Origin of the sequence: Haliscomenobacter sp. (assembly GCF_033763495.1) — a bacterium.
Lineage (GTDB): Bacteria > Bacteroidota > Bacteroidia > Chitinophagales > Saprospiraceae > Haliscomenobacter.
In genome coordinates this window covers 1-16,013 of sequence record NZ_JANRKL010000213.1, presented here as the reverse complement: position 1 = coordinate 16,013, position 16,013 = coordinate 1, and the positions used below count along the sequence as shown (strand labels likewise).

Sequence of the window (16,013 nt, the reverse complement as noted above, 5' to 3'; positions counted from 1 at the left end):
AATGAAAAAAATACTGAAAAGATTGTTGTTAGCACTTGGAGTGCTTTTGTTGTTATTTGTTGGAACAGCTTTGGCAATCCCCTATTTTTTTAAAGATGAAATCTTGGCCAAGGCCAAGGAGGCCATCAATGCCAACCTGAATGCCAAGGTAGATTTTTCGGATGCCAATCTCAGTATGTTGAGTACTTTCCCCAACTTGGGCTTGAGTATGGACAGTTTTACCATAGAGGGAATTGACGCCTTCGAGGGAGTAAAACTGGCGGATGTAAAAAAAATGACGCTCACACTCGATTTTTGGTCGGTCTGGAATGGCATGAATCCGATCAAAATCACCTCAGTAACCGTAGATGACCCCAAAATTCATGTATTGGTGACCAAAGAAGGGCTGGCCAACTACAACGTAGCCAAACCTACCGACGATACCACTACTACGGAACCCACTGATTTCAAAATAGACCTGGAAGACTACCGCATCAACAATGGTAGCCTCATTTACGATGATGCGAGTATTGGTGCTTATGTAGCAGCCAAAGGCCTCAACCACAGCGGCTCCGGCGACCTCACTGCAATGATCTACGACCTTGATACCCAAACCGAAATAGATTCTTTAACGGTAACTTACGGTGGGGTGAGTTACCTCCGCAATGCCAAAACTGCCCTGGATGCCATTTTTCAGGTAGATCAAAACCAAAGTAAATACACCCTGAAAGACAACGACCTTTTGGTCAATGCCTTGCGTTTGCAAGCGGATGGTTGGTTGCAATTGCCCGATGAGGACAATGTAAAGATGGATTTGAGCTTCAATGCGCCTGAAAATGATTTCAAAAATTTGTTTTCCATTATTCCCGGCGCTTACCTGCAAGGATATGAGCAGGTGAAAGTAGACGGCAAATTTGCCCTAAATGGAAAGGTGAAAGGCACCTACAATGCAGTGACCGAACAAATGCCTGCATTCAAAATCAATTTAGGTGTTGACAACGGACGGGTGAAATACCCCGATTTGCCGCTATCAATCGCCAACATCAATGCCAAAGGCAGCATTGCCAGCCCTGGTAGTGATTTGGATCAAATGGTGATTGATTTTTCCAAATTTGCCCTCAAAATTGGCAGCAACCCGATTGATTCCCGCTTTATCCTCAAAACACCTAAGTCCGATCCAGATGTAGATGCAAAAGTTAAAGGAATCCTCAATTTGGCTGAATTGGCCAAAGCATTTCCAATGGAAGGTCTGGAAGACTTGCGTGGCAAAATCACTGCTGATGTGGTGATGCGGGCCCGCCAATCCCAAGTCGAAAAACAACAATACGAAAGTGTGGACATGCGTGGCAATGCCCGGGTTGAAGGTATGGCATACCGGGGAGCAGGTTTGCCAGTGGTCAACATCCAGGACGCCCAGATGAGTTTTAGTCCTCAGTTTGTGGATTTGAGCCGTTTCGTAGGGAAATTGGGGAAAAGTGATCTCCAGGCCAGTGGCCGCATCAACAACATTTTGGCCTACTTTTCACCCAGCAAAACCATGACAGGCAACTTGAGTGCCCGCTCGCACTATTTTGACGCCAATGAATGGATTCCTGCCGAGGAAAGCAGCAGCACCGTTACGGCAGCTTCCCTTTCGGGATCGGGGACGACTACCACCTCCGCGGAAATTTTTGACCGTTTCGATTTTGGAATTGATGCCCAGGTAGACAAATTGGTGTACGATAAATACACCTTACTCAATAGTGTGGCCAAGGGCCAAATCAGCCCCAATCGCATGAACATCAGTTCAGCAGCTACACAAATCCAGGATAGCGACATTGCAGTCAATGGCACGATTACCAACGTGTTTGACTACCTCTTCAAAGGCGGCACTTTGGGCGGAAACATCAACCTCAATTCCAATAAACTGGATCTCAACCAGTTTATGACCGAGTTTACGGGTACCCCATCCAGCGTACCTGTAACTGAAGCTCCCGCCGAAGAATACGGGGTCATCCTGGTGCCCGACAACATCGATATCAACATCAATGCGAATGCCTTACAGGTGCAGTACACCAACATGACGCTCGAAAACATCAAGGGTAGCCTGGCAGTAGCAGATAAAGCGGTGGAATTGCACGACATCACGGCCAATACCCTGGGGGGATCCATTGGCTTTGAGGGCTTGTACGATACCAAAAATGAAAAAAATCCACTGTACAACATGCGTTTGGGTATGTCAAAAATGGATTTCCAAAAAACCTTCAAAACCTTTAACTCCTTCCGCATCCTGGCGCCAATTGGTGCTTTTATCACTGGGGTGTTTAATACCAATCTGGTCCTAAAAGGCAACCTGAAAGACAACATGATGCCCGACCTGAGTACGGTAGACGCCAAGGGCTTTTTGGAAACAGTCAACGGTGTGGTGAAAGGGTTTAAACCCCTGGACGCCATTGGTCAGGCCCTGGATATTGCCGAAATCAAGAAAGAAATGTTCCTGAATACCAAAAACTGGGTAGTTATTCGGGAAGGAGGGATTGATGTGAGTGCCTTTGACGTAAAGGTGAAAGACATCCAAATGACGATCGCCGGACGGCACACCATCAATCAGGACATCGATTATACCGTAAAACTCAAAATACCAAAAAAATACCTGGATCAAAACCCCGCCGGTAAGCTGGCCGCTACGGGTTGGAAACAACTCAAGCAACAGGCTTCCAAAATCGGGGTACAAATGCAGGAGTCGGAATTTGTCAATGTGTTGGTGAACCTAACAGGCAATGTGACCAATCCCAAAACTCAGTTTAACCTGCTTGCTGGAGATGGTAAAACCGTCGTTACCGATGCCGTGAAAAATACCGTTGACCAAGAACTGGACGTTCAAAAGAAAAAACTAGAGGAAGAGGCCAAAAAGAAAATGGCCGAAGCTGAAGCGAAAGCGAAAGACCTGGCAGGTAAAGCAGCCGACTCCTTGCGCAATGCAGCACAGCGGGAAATTGACAAGAAAAAAGCCGAACTGGAAGCCAAAGCCCGTGAAAAAATTGGCAAAGAAATCGGTGGCAAAGTGGCGGATACCTTGGGCAAAAAGGCCCAGGAAAAATTGGGCAACGTAATCGATAAAGGCAAAACCCAGCAAGAGGTGGATAAAGTGAAAAATGAATTGGAGAAATTCAATCCATTTAAAAAGAAAAAGGCAGCTACAGATACAACCGGAGTGAAGAAAAACTGAGTCTTTTGGCTGCTCAGCTGAGGTGTACCTTAAGTGCCTGTGGTTTCTTAGGTGGCGAAAAAGAACGCGACTTATTTTCACCACCAGAAACCACAGGCACTTAAGGTACACCCAAGCAGTAGCATATATTTTACCTGAAATTACAGCATATGCGTACCCTCTACTTTACCCTACTCCTTTTCTGCTCCATCCAAGTTTTGGCACAGGACACCAAAAAGGCCACCACCTTACCCGATTGGCCCGTCAAACCAGCTGCCCTGAGTTCGCTCAACTCCCCACAACGCGATATCAACCTGTCCATTACCCCCAATGGTCGGTTTTTGTATTTCATGAGCGGCCGTGGCCAACAAGCCTGGTCGCAATCCTCTACCAGCTACAAAGGCCGCCCCGAGTATGATGGAGACATTTGGTACGCTGAAAAAAAGAATGGCCAATGGGCTGCCCCAAAATGTTTACAAGCTCCCATCAACACCCACAGCGGAGAAGATGAACCCAATATTTCAGCGGATGGTCAAACGGTGTATTTCCAGAGTTGGCGTGATGATTGGGCGGTTACTGGTGGCCCTTATTACAAGGCCGAACTCCGGGGTGAGCACTGGGAAAACCCCCGGGGACTGGGTAGTGGGATAACTCGCTTTTTTCGAAGTACCGGATTTACTGCCACGGATGGGATGTCCATCTCGCCCAATGGCCGAGTGATGGTCCTCGCCTGTGGCCGGGTGTACGATGGCCCTATGGACTTGTTTGTCAGTTGGAAAAACGAAGAAGGCATCTGGAGCGTGCCCGAACGCCTGGATGTTTCTACCCGTGGAGACGAACGTTCGGTATTCATTGGGGCCGATAGCAAAACCCTCTATTTCGCCTCTGATGGCTGGGGTGGTTTTGGCAAGCTGGATATTTTTAAAACAACGCTCGAAGGTGGCGCAACTACCGGAGAGTTGATCAACATCGGTAAACCTTTCAATACCCCAAACGAGGACTATGGTTTTGTCCTAGATGCCCCCCGCAATGATGTATATTTCGTGCAGGAAGGCGACATTTATTATGCCAATTTAGGAAATAACGTAGATGCCCGCATCAAACCCGAAGCGGTGATTGTTATCAACGGGACGGTTCGGGAAAAAGGGAAAGGCGCCTTGGAATCCAACCTGTTCTTCCGCTTTGATGAAACGGAAGATGTTTTGACCAAAGCCCGCAGCAATGGCCTAAGTGGTGAATACTCTATGTCACTGCCCCGTTATCCTGGCGAATATACCCTGCGGGTGAATTTTATGGAAGGCTACCCTTCGATTGAAAAAAAAGTGATCATTGATGAAAATACGCCCGAAGTTCTGGAAATTTCTTTTGAGGTAGACCCGGCCGCAGCCCCGGAACCGGAGCCAGAAAACCCCAAGCCTGTAGTGGTCGAGAAGACGCCAAGCCAATCGATGTCTTCCATCATCCTCTTTGCTTTTGATCAGGCTGTCATCAATGAAAGTAGCCGGGCAGATTTATTGGCGATTGCCGAAGCTGCTAAAAAGGCTGGCAGTTACACCTTGACCATCATCGGCCATACCGATGATGCGGGCTCCTCTGATTACAACCAAAAATTGTCGGAGCGCAGGGCCAAAGCAGTGGCTGATTTTTTTGCCAGCCAAGGGCTTAAGGCCAAGATTGCAGCTAAAGGAGAGTCGGTGCCCGCTGTGGCAAATGATTCGGATGGGAATAAGGCCAAGAATAGAAGGGTAGAGGTGGTGTTGGAGGTGTTGTGAGGGTCTGCATCAAATGAGCACATTTTTTTTAGTCGAACCCATTTCTAAGCACACTCCATTTTTGGAGGCGAAATGCAAATAAACATGATTTGCTTTTTAATTTAGAATGAGTATATTGAATTGATTATTAGTGAAGAATTAAATTAATTTTGTTGACAAAGACTCTTCTACTATACGGGGTAATGGAAATTCCTCATCAAAAATTAAAAAAATATGAAAAAGATTTCTCTCTTTATCTGCTTTATTTTTTTGTTAAATGCTCATGTAAAGGCACAAAATTGGGTGTCGTACAGTACTTCAATTCCAGCTAAAGGATTGGAAGGATTGCCATTCCGCTTGAAAGCGATGATTAAGGCAGAGATAGCCCACGATAGTGCAAATGCAAGAATGTGGATTAGAATTAATAAACCAACAAAGATGGGTTTTTTCGAAAATATGCGGAATAGACCAATCCGAAATAAAGCATGGAAACCTTATCAAATTGATGGAATAATTGATTCTGGGGCGGTCAAAATTTCATTTGGAGCCTTATGTGAATTTGATGGTAAATTTTCCTACGATGATTTCAAATTGGAAGTAGAAACGCGCAAAGGGGAATGGAAAACCATTTTTTCTGAAGATTTTGAAGATGGAAAAACTGAGCCATTTGTGCAAGGGGTTCAAGGAGGAACCTCGGGGATTAACAACAAATTTTCGGCTACAACAATTAAAGGCGGAAGTTCAAAATCAGGACAATACCTTGAGATTTTAGGCAAAGGGGTGCCAAGTTATGGATTTAATAAAGCAGCTGGGAAACTAGCTGAAGTGAATGGTGCTCGAATTTATTATGAGGTTTACGGAGAAGGGAAGCCTTTAGTGCTTTTACCTGCAAATGGTTGGGGGATGCCAGGATTGGTCAGCGAAATAGAGTATTTTCTGAATAAAAAATACCAAATTATAGTCATTGAACCACGAAACTCCCCAAAAAATTGGAGCAAGGGGCAAGCACTTTCTTTTGAGTTGATGGCCTCTGATGTCAACGAGGTGCTCAAAAAACAAGGTGTAGATTCTGCCTACATCATCGCTAGTGACCAAATTGGCTTTTATTTGGCCCAAAAGTTTCCCGATAAAGTCAAAAAAATGGCCATTGACGAATTTTATGTTCGATCTGATACTTTTGGAATTGAGCCTTGGGCACATCAGTTGCTCAAAAATTCTATGGAAAAAGAGAAAGAGGAACGCAACCACAATCGGTTAAACCTAATTCTAAATACACCTCAGATTTCTTTTTCTGACCTTGAAAAAATCCAAGCTGAAGTCCTTTTAATCAATGTTGACTGGGATGGACTTGTTCGCCTGAGCCACAGCCTGGAAATCATTAAACATTTGCCCAAAAGTAACCTTTTTGTCTCACCCGGAGGATACGACGCAAATGTTCAAAACCGCGAATTGACCTTAATAGCCATCGAAAACTTCTTTGAAAGGCGGTTTACAGGTAAACCGTAAGTTCGGGGGTATAACAATACCTTGTTGTTTGACACTAGAGCAACCTATTGGCGTATACACCAATAGGCTGCTCTGGAGCTTAGACACAAGTTGAAAATTTATGGATCCGCAATTTTCGATGAACATTTGAGTCCGTTTATTCAATACTTTTACCCAACCAAGCCGGATTGCAATCAATAAGGTGGTATTGTTCCGCATATACCTAACCACAACCCAAACCCACCCATGTCCAAAAAATCCGAACTCATCGCTGACTACTTCCCCAACATCTACCTCGCCGTCATTTCCTTGCTCCAGGGCATTGCGTTGTCCCAACTGGTGCCTATTTTTTTGACCTATGTTGAGGTTGCAGGGAACCCTTGGTTGGACATCCATTTGTTGCCTATCCTGCTGATGTTGCTGATCATTTTTACGATCTGGCACCATTATGCCATCAGCATTTTTTTCCTACGCTGGTTCCCCAACATCATTGATACGCTGGTGCCCTTTTTAGTCGGGGTAGCACAGTTTGTCCTCATTTCTTATTTGACCATCAAAACGGATTTGACTGACATGAGAATGGAAGATTGGACGCTTGGCTTTGCCATTTTTCTAATGTCGGGCTCTTTTCCCTATTTGGCCGCCGCCTGGCGCCTGGAGGTGGATTTGTTTGCCAACATCATGAGCAAAAAGAACGCCATTCGGCATGGAGAACTGACCAAAAAATACTACAAATGGGCTGGTTATTCTATTTTCATTCAGGGCGTTTTTGTTATGCTGATTGTCCAATTGAAGCAGGATACCTGGTTGTGGCTCTCTTTGCTTTTTTTATTGAGCCATCTCTTGTTGTTTGAATATTGCCTTTTGTACCGCATCAAGCCACATTATGTCCAAAGTATGGATGAATTTGAACGGCAAAGAGATTGATTTTCAGTAAACTCCCCATTCAGTGGCATTTTTTCGATCTCCCCCTTTAGGAGGATGAATTTGGTGTGTCAATTGCCGACCTTTACACCATTCAATTTTAACGCACCAAAACCAATTGCCATGAAAACCATTGCCACGCTGAATGCACTGCCGCATTTTATACTCAAACAGACTAAAAAAATATGCCAAAAATGCCTATTGATTTTTGGCCTGCTGCAAATTTTTATCCAATTACAGGCTCAAAACCCCAACGAAGCGGCACATTCCATTCTACCTGCTGACGGCATCATTCAATACCTACCTAAGGATACTTCGGCTGCATCCAATCCCGCTATCCTTTCCACCAACAAACTTCAATTCACCCCACAAGTCAATTTTTTCTTCCTGCCCGAAGGCACCCTGAATTACAAAGGGGCTGGCCTGGCAGTAGATACCGGCCATCTTAATTTTTACCTACGTGGTGATTTTGGGGCCAAACTTTCCTTGCCCAAAAACGTGGATATGGTTTTTAGTCTGCAATCCTACGGCATTTACACCCGCAGTTTGGGCCCCTTGGACCCCAACCTGACCCTATATGAAGGTTACGTGGACTTGAAAAAACTGGGCCGCAACAGCAACCTGGCCCTGCGTTTTGGCCGCATGTCCCTGGGCAAATACGGCAACGAAATCCTGGTTGGCGATGATGATTTCATCAAAGGCCGCAGTTTTGAAAGTGTAAGGCTCCGCTACAAAAAAAATCGGGTGACCAGCGACTTGATGTGGGTACAACTCTACCAACCAGCCCCGCCTGCTGCCAACTTCGACTGGAACCACCCCATTTTCCTGGCTACGTTTAATACCTTCAATTTTTCCGAGGCATTTAATATTGATGCCAACCTGCCTTTTATCATCGATCAGTACAACAGTGGGTGGCGGACTTCGGTATTCATGCCCGATGTGCGCGCCTTCGGACACTTGGGCAACTTCAAATATTCTGCCGAACTCATCCTGCAAACCGGGACGGCAAAAGACATCCTCAACCCCAACATCACCGGAACCCTCAATGCCTATGCTACCGAATTTAGCGCAGGTTACACCTCTACAAGCGGCAAACTCAACGCGAGCCTGGCCTACTACCGTGCCAGCGGCGATGACAATACGGCGGACAATCAGCTGAAATCCTACAATGTGTTGTGGCAAAATGAACACCGCCGCTTCGGGTACATCGATGCCTTCAAAGGGTCAAACGTTCAGGCTGTAACCTTTCACCTGGATTGGAAACTGGGCAGACTGGTATCGTCTGGGGTGCATGGAGTGATGGCACAAGTCCTGGAGTCAAAGGATCGTGCCAGTGGCGTAATTACCCTTGAAAATTTGAATCGGCTCAACACGATCAATAAATTCATTGGTATAGGTGGCGATTGGTACCTCAATTATTACTACAATCACAATCTGAATTTCCAGTTTTCCACTTCCGCATTTAAAACAGGAGAGTATTTTACGGCAGTGAATGGGACGGATAAAACGATGATCCGTTTTTATTTGATGATGGCTTTGCGGATTTAGAAGAAATCTTTGGTACCACTTTTGTGTCTCTGGTTCCTTAGGTGGTGAAAAATACCCTGCGAAGCAAGTTTTCTCTTCACCACCATCAACCAATTCCGTCCTCATCTCATTTTATCTCTACACAAAACCAGGACACCACAACATGGAAATAGGCATTGATAGTTTTGCCGCCGCCCATTTTAGCGGATCGGCCAGCGACCCCAACAAAAACATGCAAGCAATGGCCGACCTACTGGAACGCGTACAACGCGCGGATCAGGTTGGATTAGACGTATTTGGCATTGGTGAACACCACCGCAAAGAGTTTTTGGACTCGGCCCCCATCACCATTCTTTCCGCAGCTGCGGCCATGACTAAGCGCATTCGCCTGACCAGCGCAGTCACGGTATTGAGTGCTGCTGACCCGGTGCGGGTGTTCCAAAATTTTGCCAGTCTGGACATCATCTCCAGAGGAAGAGCCGAGATCGTAGCCGGGCGAGGCTCTTTCATTGAAGCTTATCCACTCTTTGGCTTTAATCTGCAGGATTACGATGCCCTTTTTGCAGAAAAATTGAACCTGTTGTTGCACATCCGCGACAATGAAGTGGTTAGTTGGAAAGGGAAGTTTCGCCCAGCACTGGAAGAAGCGGAGATTTACCCACGCCCGGTTCAGCCAAAATTGCCCATCTGGCTGGGGGTGGGAGGAACGCCACAGTCCTTCATCCGCGCGGGAAGCCTGGGGCTACCTTTGATGGTGGCCATTATTGGCGGTGAAACCCGGCGTTTCCGCCCCCTGATCGACTTGTATCGTCAGGCTGGGGCAGCCGCAGGTTTTAAACCAGAAGACTTGACTGTGGGGCTACACTCTCTGGGGTATGTTGGGGAAACGAGTAAGGATGCACGCGATGAGTTTTTTCCCGGCTATGCTGAGGTATTCACGCGGATCGGCAAGGAGCGGGGCTGGCCACCGGTGACCCGGCCTCAGTTTGAAGTACAAGCCGGGCATCACGGAGCATTGTTGGTGGGGGGGCCAGAAGAGGTCGCCGAAAAGATCCTGCGCCACAGCGAGGCGTTGGGTGGCATTTCCCGTTTGACTTTTCAAATGGACAATGCAGCCTTGCCCCAAAGCAAGCTGTTGCGGTCTATTGAGTTGATTGGAGAGCTGGCAACGCTGGTGAAAAAAGGATAGATTAAAGTCGAGAGAGGTTAAAAATCACCCGCATTTTTAACCTCTCTCAACCTGAATGCATCAAAAATAATTATGAACCCAAGGCCTTGTCTCTAGCGGATGTATCGTTCAAAAAACTCGTAAATTCTCAACATCCGGTCGATCCTTTGGCGCACATTTCCTGAGCGACTCAACTCGTGGGTGCCGCCTGGCATCAGGACATATTCCACATCTTTTTCCAGGTATTTCAAACTGCGGAACATCATCTGTGATTGGATCACTCCGGTGCGCAAGTCATTTTCGCCGTGTTTGATCAAAAACGGAGTACGGATTTTATTCACGTAGCTGTAGGGTGATTCAGCGTCGATTTCAGTGGTTTTTTCCTCTTCCCAGGGCAGGCCGAAATAATTGGGCACCAGGCGCCAGGCATTGCCTTCGCCCATAAAAGTGGTCAGGTCATATACTCCCCGCTGGGCAAAAGCAGCTTTGAAGCGGTGATCGTGCGCGATGATCCAGGCGGTAAGGTAACCCGCATAAGAACCGCCCGTAATCACTTGTTTGGCAGTATCTACCCAAGGGGCTTTGGCCGCATCGGTGCAGGCAGCTAGGGCATCCTCCTGTGGGCCAGGGCCCCAGTCGCGGTAATTGGAAAACTGAAAATCCTTGCCATAACCGCCTGAACCCCTTTGGTTGGGATACACTACACCATAACCTTGCGAACAAAAATATTGGAACTCATGCCACATCGAAAACTCACCAGGTCCCCACATGGCGGTGGGGCCGCCGTGTAGTTGCAGCAGCAAAGGATACTTTTTGCCAGCTTCCATGAACGTTGGCTTCATGATCCAATACTCTACTTTTTGGCCTTTCGTGTTGGTATATACCCGTTTTTCCGGCAAACTGAGTTTTTTGTCCTTCAGCCAGGCTTCATTGTGACGGCTGAGTTGAACGGGGTTTTTCATGTTCAGGTCAGCGTAAAAAAGCTCGGAAGGATTCAAGACATCCGTTTTGCTGTAGACCACCTTGTTGCTCGTCAGGTCAAAAGCGTTGATGCCGGTGTCAAAATCACTCAAACGTTCAACTGTACGGGTTTTGGCGTCGACGCGGTACACTGGTGAACCACCATTAGAGGGCGCAGTCAGGTAAATGTATTTGCCATCAGTTGACCAGTTGGCGCCACTAGGAGTACGGTCGAAAGGTACAATTTGCAGGTTGCTGCCGTTGGCATTAGCCAGAACCAATTGGCTGAATGACAACAAATTTGGCGTCGACATGATGGCCGCTAAGGTACTGCCATCGGGGGAGAGACTATAGCCACCAAAAGATTTGCCGCTTTCGGCCAGGACGGTTTTTTCATCCCCTCCTTGCAGGTTCATACTGACAATGGTGGATTCCTGCTCCCGGTCGGGGTGTTGGTTGCGGTCTTTTCCCGTTACGGCCCAAATGCGCTGGCCATCAGCCGACCAATTGCCCTGACCATACGACCAAAAACCTTTTGTGACCGGGCTGGCCTTGGCACCTTCCTTAACCTCAATCACAAAGAGATGATTGAATTGAATTTCAGGCTCTACTGTGGCTTCGCCCTGGAAGTTAAGGCGATTGAATACCTTGGCCTTGCGGTCTTCCACATCTTTATCGAGGTAGGCGCGGATTTCTTCCAGGTTCCCATCGGGATCGGGTTTGATTTTTTTATCGCGGTTTAAAAATTCGTTTTTTGGAAACCCGGGTTTTTCAAGCGACCAACCGGGAACTCCTTTGCCTGGATTTAAAATGGTGTCCTTGAGCAAAGTGCTCAAATTGAGGGAAACACTAAAGAGGATTTTTCGCCCATCTGGTGAAAAGCGGGGATTCCCGGCGCCATAAGATACATCAGTCAATTGCCAGGCTTCGCCGCCGTCCAGGGGTAAAATAAAAATTTGGGACTTACCTTTTACTGCCCTTGCAAAAGCAACTGTTTTGCCATCGGGTGAAAATACCGGACTGGAAACACTTTCAGCACCCCGGGTTAAGGCGCGGGGAGCAGCATTGGCTTGTAAGTCAACCAGGTACAGGTGATTGCGGTAGTCGTACTCCAGTTTGTTCTCGGCATTGGGCTCAATGGTTCGTAAGGTATACAGCGCCTTATTTCCATCGGGTGAAGCAGCGACCGATACTACTTGTTTGATACGGGTAAGATCCGTGACCAGGATTTTTTGGGTGCCGTTTTGGGCAAATACGCTGATGGCTTGAATGGAAAACAAAAACAGCAGCAAGTGAGTGTGGATGCTTTTCATGTATGGTCTTACTATGATTAGGAATATTGATGAACACTAAGGTAACCCCAAAATAATAAAAACTATAAGTCTAATAAGCCTTCCGGTAAATCCACCAGCACTTTTTTTCCTTTGTGGTCTACCGATTTGATAAAAACAGGATTTAGAGGTACACTTACCTCGCGCCCCTGGTATTCTAGAAAAGCCAGGTATTGCCCTGGAGATTCAACCACTTCTTCAATGGCACCTAAGTCACCCAATTCCACATCCTGCAATAAATAGCCTTCAAAACGTTCGTATTGCTCTACATTGGCCTCGGCAGCTTCTGGCAACAAGTCGCTTTCCCGCATAAAAAGTTCCTTGCCACTAAGGGCTTGGGCCAGTTCGCGTTGGTTCAAATCTTCAAATTTGACGATCGGGTCGAGGCCTCCACGAAACTCTTCGATGAAATAAGGCACTACCTTTCCAGCCGATTCCACAAACAGCACTTTTGCTTCCGCAAAATCATCCCAATACCGATCCTTGATTTTTAGTTTTAGTGCGCCATCTACCCCGTGGGTTTTGCTGACTCGACCAATGGCAATGTACTTATCCATGCGTTATTTCATTTCCGTTCCTGAGGATTTGTGGTACTTCTTTATAGATGATTCCGCCTCCAATCACATCATCACCTTCCATAAATACGGCCGATTGCCCTGGAGCAATGCCACTCACATTGGCAAAAAACTCTACGGAGATGCGCCCATCGGGGATATTGTTCAATTGGCTCATGGTTCCGGCATCTTTATAGCGTACTTTGGTCAAAGCCTCAAGTCCATCAGGAATTCGATCGTATTTCATGGAGTTGACTTGATATACGCTCATGCTATTGCGGATCAGTTCATCCAACTCCCCGAGTACTACGGTGTTGCTTTCTGGGCGAATTTCGGTAACAAACATTGGTTGGCCGAATGCTACCCCCAAACCTTTGCGCTGGCCGATGGTATAAAAAGGATATCCTTCATGTTTGCCGATGACCTCACCTTTGGTATTGACGAAGTTGCCTCCTTTAACCTGTTCTTCAAGATCGGGCAGGCGGCGTTTGAGGAAACCCCGGTAATCGTTATCAGGTACAAAACAAATTTCGTAACTCTCCGATTTTTTGGATAATTCGGCGTAGCCAGAGTCAAAGGCAATTTGCCGGACTTCCGGTTTGGTGAACTTGCCTACCGGGAATTGGGTACGGTGCAGCGCCTCCTGGCTCAAACCCCACAACACATAAGACTGGTCCTTGTGTGGATCGGCCCCTTTGCTGATGTATTTTCGGCCATTCAACTCCTTAATCTGAGCGTAATGCCCTGTAGCAATGAACTCACAATCCAGTGAATTCGCACGTTTCAGCAGTGCGCTCCATTTGATGTGGGTATTGCACAATACACATGGATTGGGGGTACGCCCGGCAATGTATTCTTCAACAAAATTGTCAATTACAAAATCACCAAATTCATCTCGAATGTCGATGATGAAATGATGGAAACCCATACTGACCGCCACTTCGCGGGCATCGTTGATGGAATCGAGACTACAACAACCGGTTTCTTTTTTCGACCCGCCAGAATTGGCATAGTCCCAGGTTTTCATGGTAATGCCAATCACTTCGTATCCTTCCTCGTGGAGCAACATCGCCGTGACGGTACTATCGATTCCTCCACTCATGGCCACTAAAACCTTTCCGTGTTTACTCATTAGTTGATTTTTGAAAAAATATCCCGGCAAAATTACAAATTTATCGACCCAAAAGTTCGCAATAGGACAAAAAGGACTTCGTTTAATAGTTAAAAAAAGTAGACTTTTGCACCGGAGGAGTTTAATTTTGCCTCCCGGTTGTTTTATCACTTTATTCAAAAAAAGAAGAATGGAGCCATCACCCGCTCTGGTGTTTTTACTAAGCATGTTGGCTAGTATTGTTGGTACTTTGCCCTTCGGCCCCATCAACCTATCCGTAGTTGATACCACCATCAACCGCAGTTGGCGAGCTGCATTTCATTTTTCAGTAGCGGCTGCTTTGATCGAAATCCCACAATCCTTTATTGCCATACGTTTTAACCCAACGGTTCAAGCACTTTTGCAGCACAATCTATGGGTTAAAGCCTTTGTGGTTGTTTTCTTCGTAGCCCTGGGTTTGGTTTTTTTCTGCAGAAAACCTGCTGGAAGCCAGGAAAAGAAACGAAAGATTAAAGAAAATGACTTTTTGCATGGTTTGCTGGTTGCCATTGCAAACCCTCAGGCCATCCCCTTTTGGATTTTCATCCTGGCATTTTTAAAATCGGCCGAATACCTAGATATTTCAGCACACCCACCTTTGTTCTTTTTGTGCATCTTTTTGGCCGGAGTAGCTTGTGGCAAATTGCTCACGTTATTGTTTTATGCATTTCTAAGTCAATTGATTGTGCGGCGCGCAGCCTTTGTGAGTCAATGGATGAACAAAATCATTGGAGTCATTTTGATCGGTATCGGCCTTTTTCAAGGGATGAAAGAGGTAATGGCGCAGTAGTTTTCCGAAAGTCCTTTGTTTGGAAAAATCCAACATTTATTCTATATTTGACTACTTTCCATGCGTCCTAAGTATAAATTGGGGCTTCATGGTCGTTTATGTACCGAATAAACCTGATATTCCACATGAGATCAATCACATTTGCTTTTTTGCTGGTACTGTCGCTCTGTGCTTCAGTATTGAGCGCGCAAGAATTTGGTTATGCTTCCTACTATTCCGATGAATATCATGGTAGCGAGACCGCTTATGGAGAGCTTTACGATCGCAACAAAATGACTGCGGCACATAAAATGCACCCACTGGGCACCCGCCTGAGGGTAACTCGACTGGATACAAAGAAATCAGTTATTGTGCGGGTCAACGACCGGGGGCCTTATCTCAAAGGTCGGATTGTGGAATTGTCTTATGTTGCCGCCAAACAATTGGGCATGCTCAGCGATGGCCCAGTTGAGGTAAAAGTGGAGGTCCTAGGCCAGGAGGTAGCGCAAAAAGAAGAGCCCAAAACAGCTCCGATTGCAGTGCCGACTGTAAATACGGAAGAAGCGGCAAAACCTACTACTACGGCGATCAACACTCCTCCACCTCCCGTTGAAACTAAACCCGCCCCTGCAATAGTTGCGGAGAAAAAAGTGGAAGTGGTTGCTACCCCAGTGAAACCGAATACGAAGTTACAGGTAGACAAAAACAAACTGGTTCGTGGCGACCTGGGGACCAGTGGCCTGTTCAAAATAGCCATTGCCCACTCTGATAAAAAGGGTTTTGGGGTTCAGGTAGCTTCAGTAAGCTCATATGAGAGTATGATGGAAAAAGTAGCTGAACTGCAGGGCAAGTGGTTCGACAACATCTTGATCAGCATGGATGGTGGGAAAAAATTCCGGGTTATCCTGGGGCCATTTGACACTGAGGGTAGTGCTAAAGCTTACGACAACAACTTGAAGAAGAAGCGGATCGATGGATTCGTGGTGAATTTGGCGGAGCTCAAGTAGCACTCTATCGATTCCTTTAGTGCCTAAGGTTTCTTAGGTGGTGAAGAAAAAAGCCTGCGGAGCAGGACGTATTTTTTTACCACCTAATTCTACTTTGTCAGATTAGAAATATAGTAAATTTATGGGGTTTAAATCAAAAAAAGATGACTGAAAAAAACTGGAATCCTACGTTAGTTGCTACGGTGGCTACTTTGTCCGAGGCAAACGTTCAGTCTTGGGGC

General features: G+C 46.4%; 11 protein-coding genes. 8 read left to right on the top strand and 3 right to left on the bottom strand.

Features of this window, described 5'->3' with window-relative positions; translation table 11 throughout:
• The first annotated feature begins 1 nt into the window (after nt 1).
• The 6 genes from SFV55_RS25115 (at nt 2) to SFV55_RS25090 (ending at nt 10,042) form a co-directional block, all read left to right on the top strand.
• Nucleotides 2-3,187 (top strand): AsmA-like C-terminal region-containing protein, encoded by a 3,186-nt coding sequence (locus SFV55_RS25115; RefSeq protein ID WP_320032329.1) that lies wholly within the window; start codon nt 2-4, stop codon nt 3,185-3,187.
• A gap of 149 nt (nt 3,188-3,336) precedes the next feature.
• Entirely contained in the window at nt 3,337-4,938 is a 1,602-nt protein-coding gene (locus SFV55_RS25110; protein ID WP_320032328.1) for an OmpA family protein, read from the top strand.
• Between the two features lie 213 nt (nt 4,939-5,151).
• A complete protein-coding gene (locus SFV55_RS25105) occupies nt 5,152-6,423 on the top strand; it encodes an alpha/beta hydrolase (protein ID WP_320032327.1) in 1,272 nt (423 codons plus the stop codon).
• Nucleotides 6,424-6,648: 225 nt separating this feature from the next.
• Nucleotides 6,649-7,329 (top strand): hypothetical protein, encoded by a 681-nt coding sequence (locus SFV55_RS25100; RefSeq protein ID WP_320032326.1) that lies wholly within the window; start codon nt 6,649-6,651, stop codon nt 7,327-7,329.
• A gap of 120 nt (nt 7,330-7,449) precedes the next feature.
• On the top strand, nt 7,450-8,874 hold the full coding sequence (locus SFV55_RS25095; protein ID WP_320032325.1) for an alginate export family protein: 1,425 nt from the start codon (nt 7,450-7,452) through the stop codon (nt 8,872-8,874).
• Between the two features lie 142 nt (nt 8,875-9,016).
• Nucleotides 9,017-10,042 carry an LLM class flavin-dependent oxidoreductase gene (locus SFV55_RS25090; RefSeq protein ID WP_320032324.1) on the top strand — a complete coding sequence of 342 codons (1,026 nt, stop codon included), beginning with the start codon at nt 9,017-9,019 and terminating at the stop codon, nt 10,040-10,042.
• A 92-nt stretch (nt 10,043-10,134) separates the two neighbouring features.
• Here SFV55_RS25090 and SFV55_RS25085 read toward each other — a convergent pair whose 3' ends face one another.
• The 3 genes from SFV55_RS25085 to mnmA form a co-directional block, all read right to left on the bottom strand.
• Nucleotides 10,135-12,294, bottom strand: coding sequence for a S9 family peptidase (locus SFV55_RS25085; RefSeq protein ID WP_320032323.1), 2,160 nt, complete (start codon nt 12,292-12,294; stop codon nt 10,135-10,137).
• A 62-nt stretch (nt 12,295-12,356) separates the two neighbouring features.
• On the bottom strand, nt 12,357-12,869 hold the full coding sequence (gene rimM, locus SFV55_RS25080; protein WP_320032322.1) for a ribosome maturation factor RimM: 513 nt from the start codon (nt 12,867-12,869) through the stop codon (nt 12,357-12,359).
• Nucleotides 12,862-13,998, bottom strand: a complete 1,137-nt coding sequence (mnmA, locus tag SFV55_RS25075) for a tRNA 2-thiouridine(34) synthase MnmA (protein ID WP_320032321.1) — start codon at nt 13,996-13,998, stop codon at nt 12,862-12,864. Before mnmA ends, rimM begins: the two co-directional genes overlap by 8 nt.
• 169 nt (nt 13,999-14,167) lie before the next feature.
• Between mnmA and SFV55_RS25070 the strand changes: the two genes are divergently transcribed.
• Nucleotides 14,168-14,806, top strand: coding sequence for a LysE family transporter (locus tag SFV55_RS25070; RefSeq protein WP_320032320.1), 639 nt, complete (start codon nt 14,168-14,170; stop codon nt 14,804-14,806).
• Nucleotides 14,807-14,931: 125 nt separating this feature from the next.
• Nucleotides 14,932-15,792 (top strand): septal ring lytic transglycosylase RlpA family protein, encoded by an 861-nt coding sequence (locus tag SFV55_RS25065; protein WP_320032319.1) that lies wholly within the window; start codon nt 14,932-14,934, stop codon nt 15,790-15,792.
• The last annotated feature ends 221 nt before the right edge of the window (nt 15,793-16,013 follow it).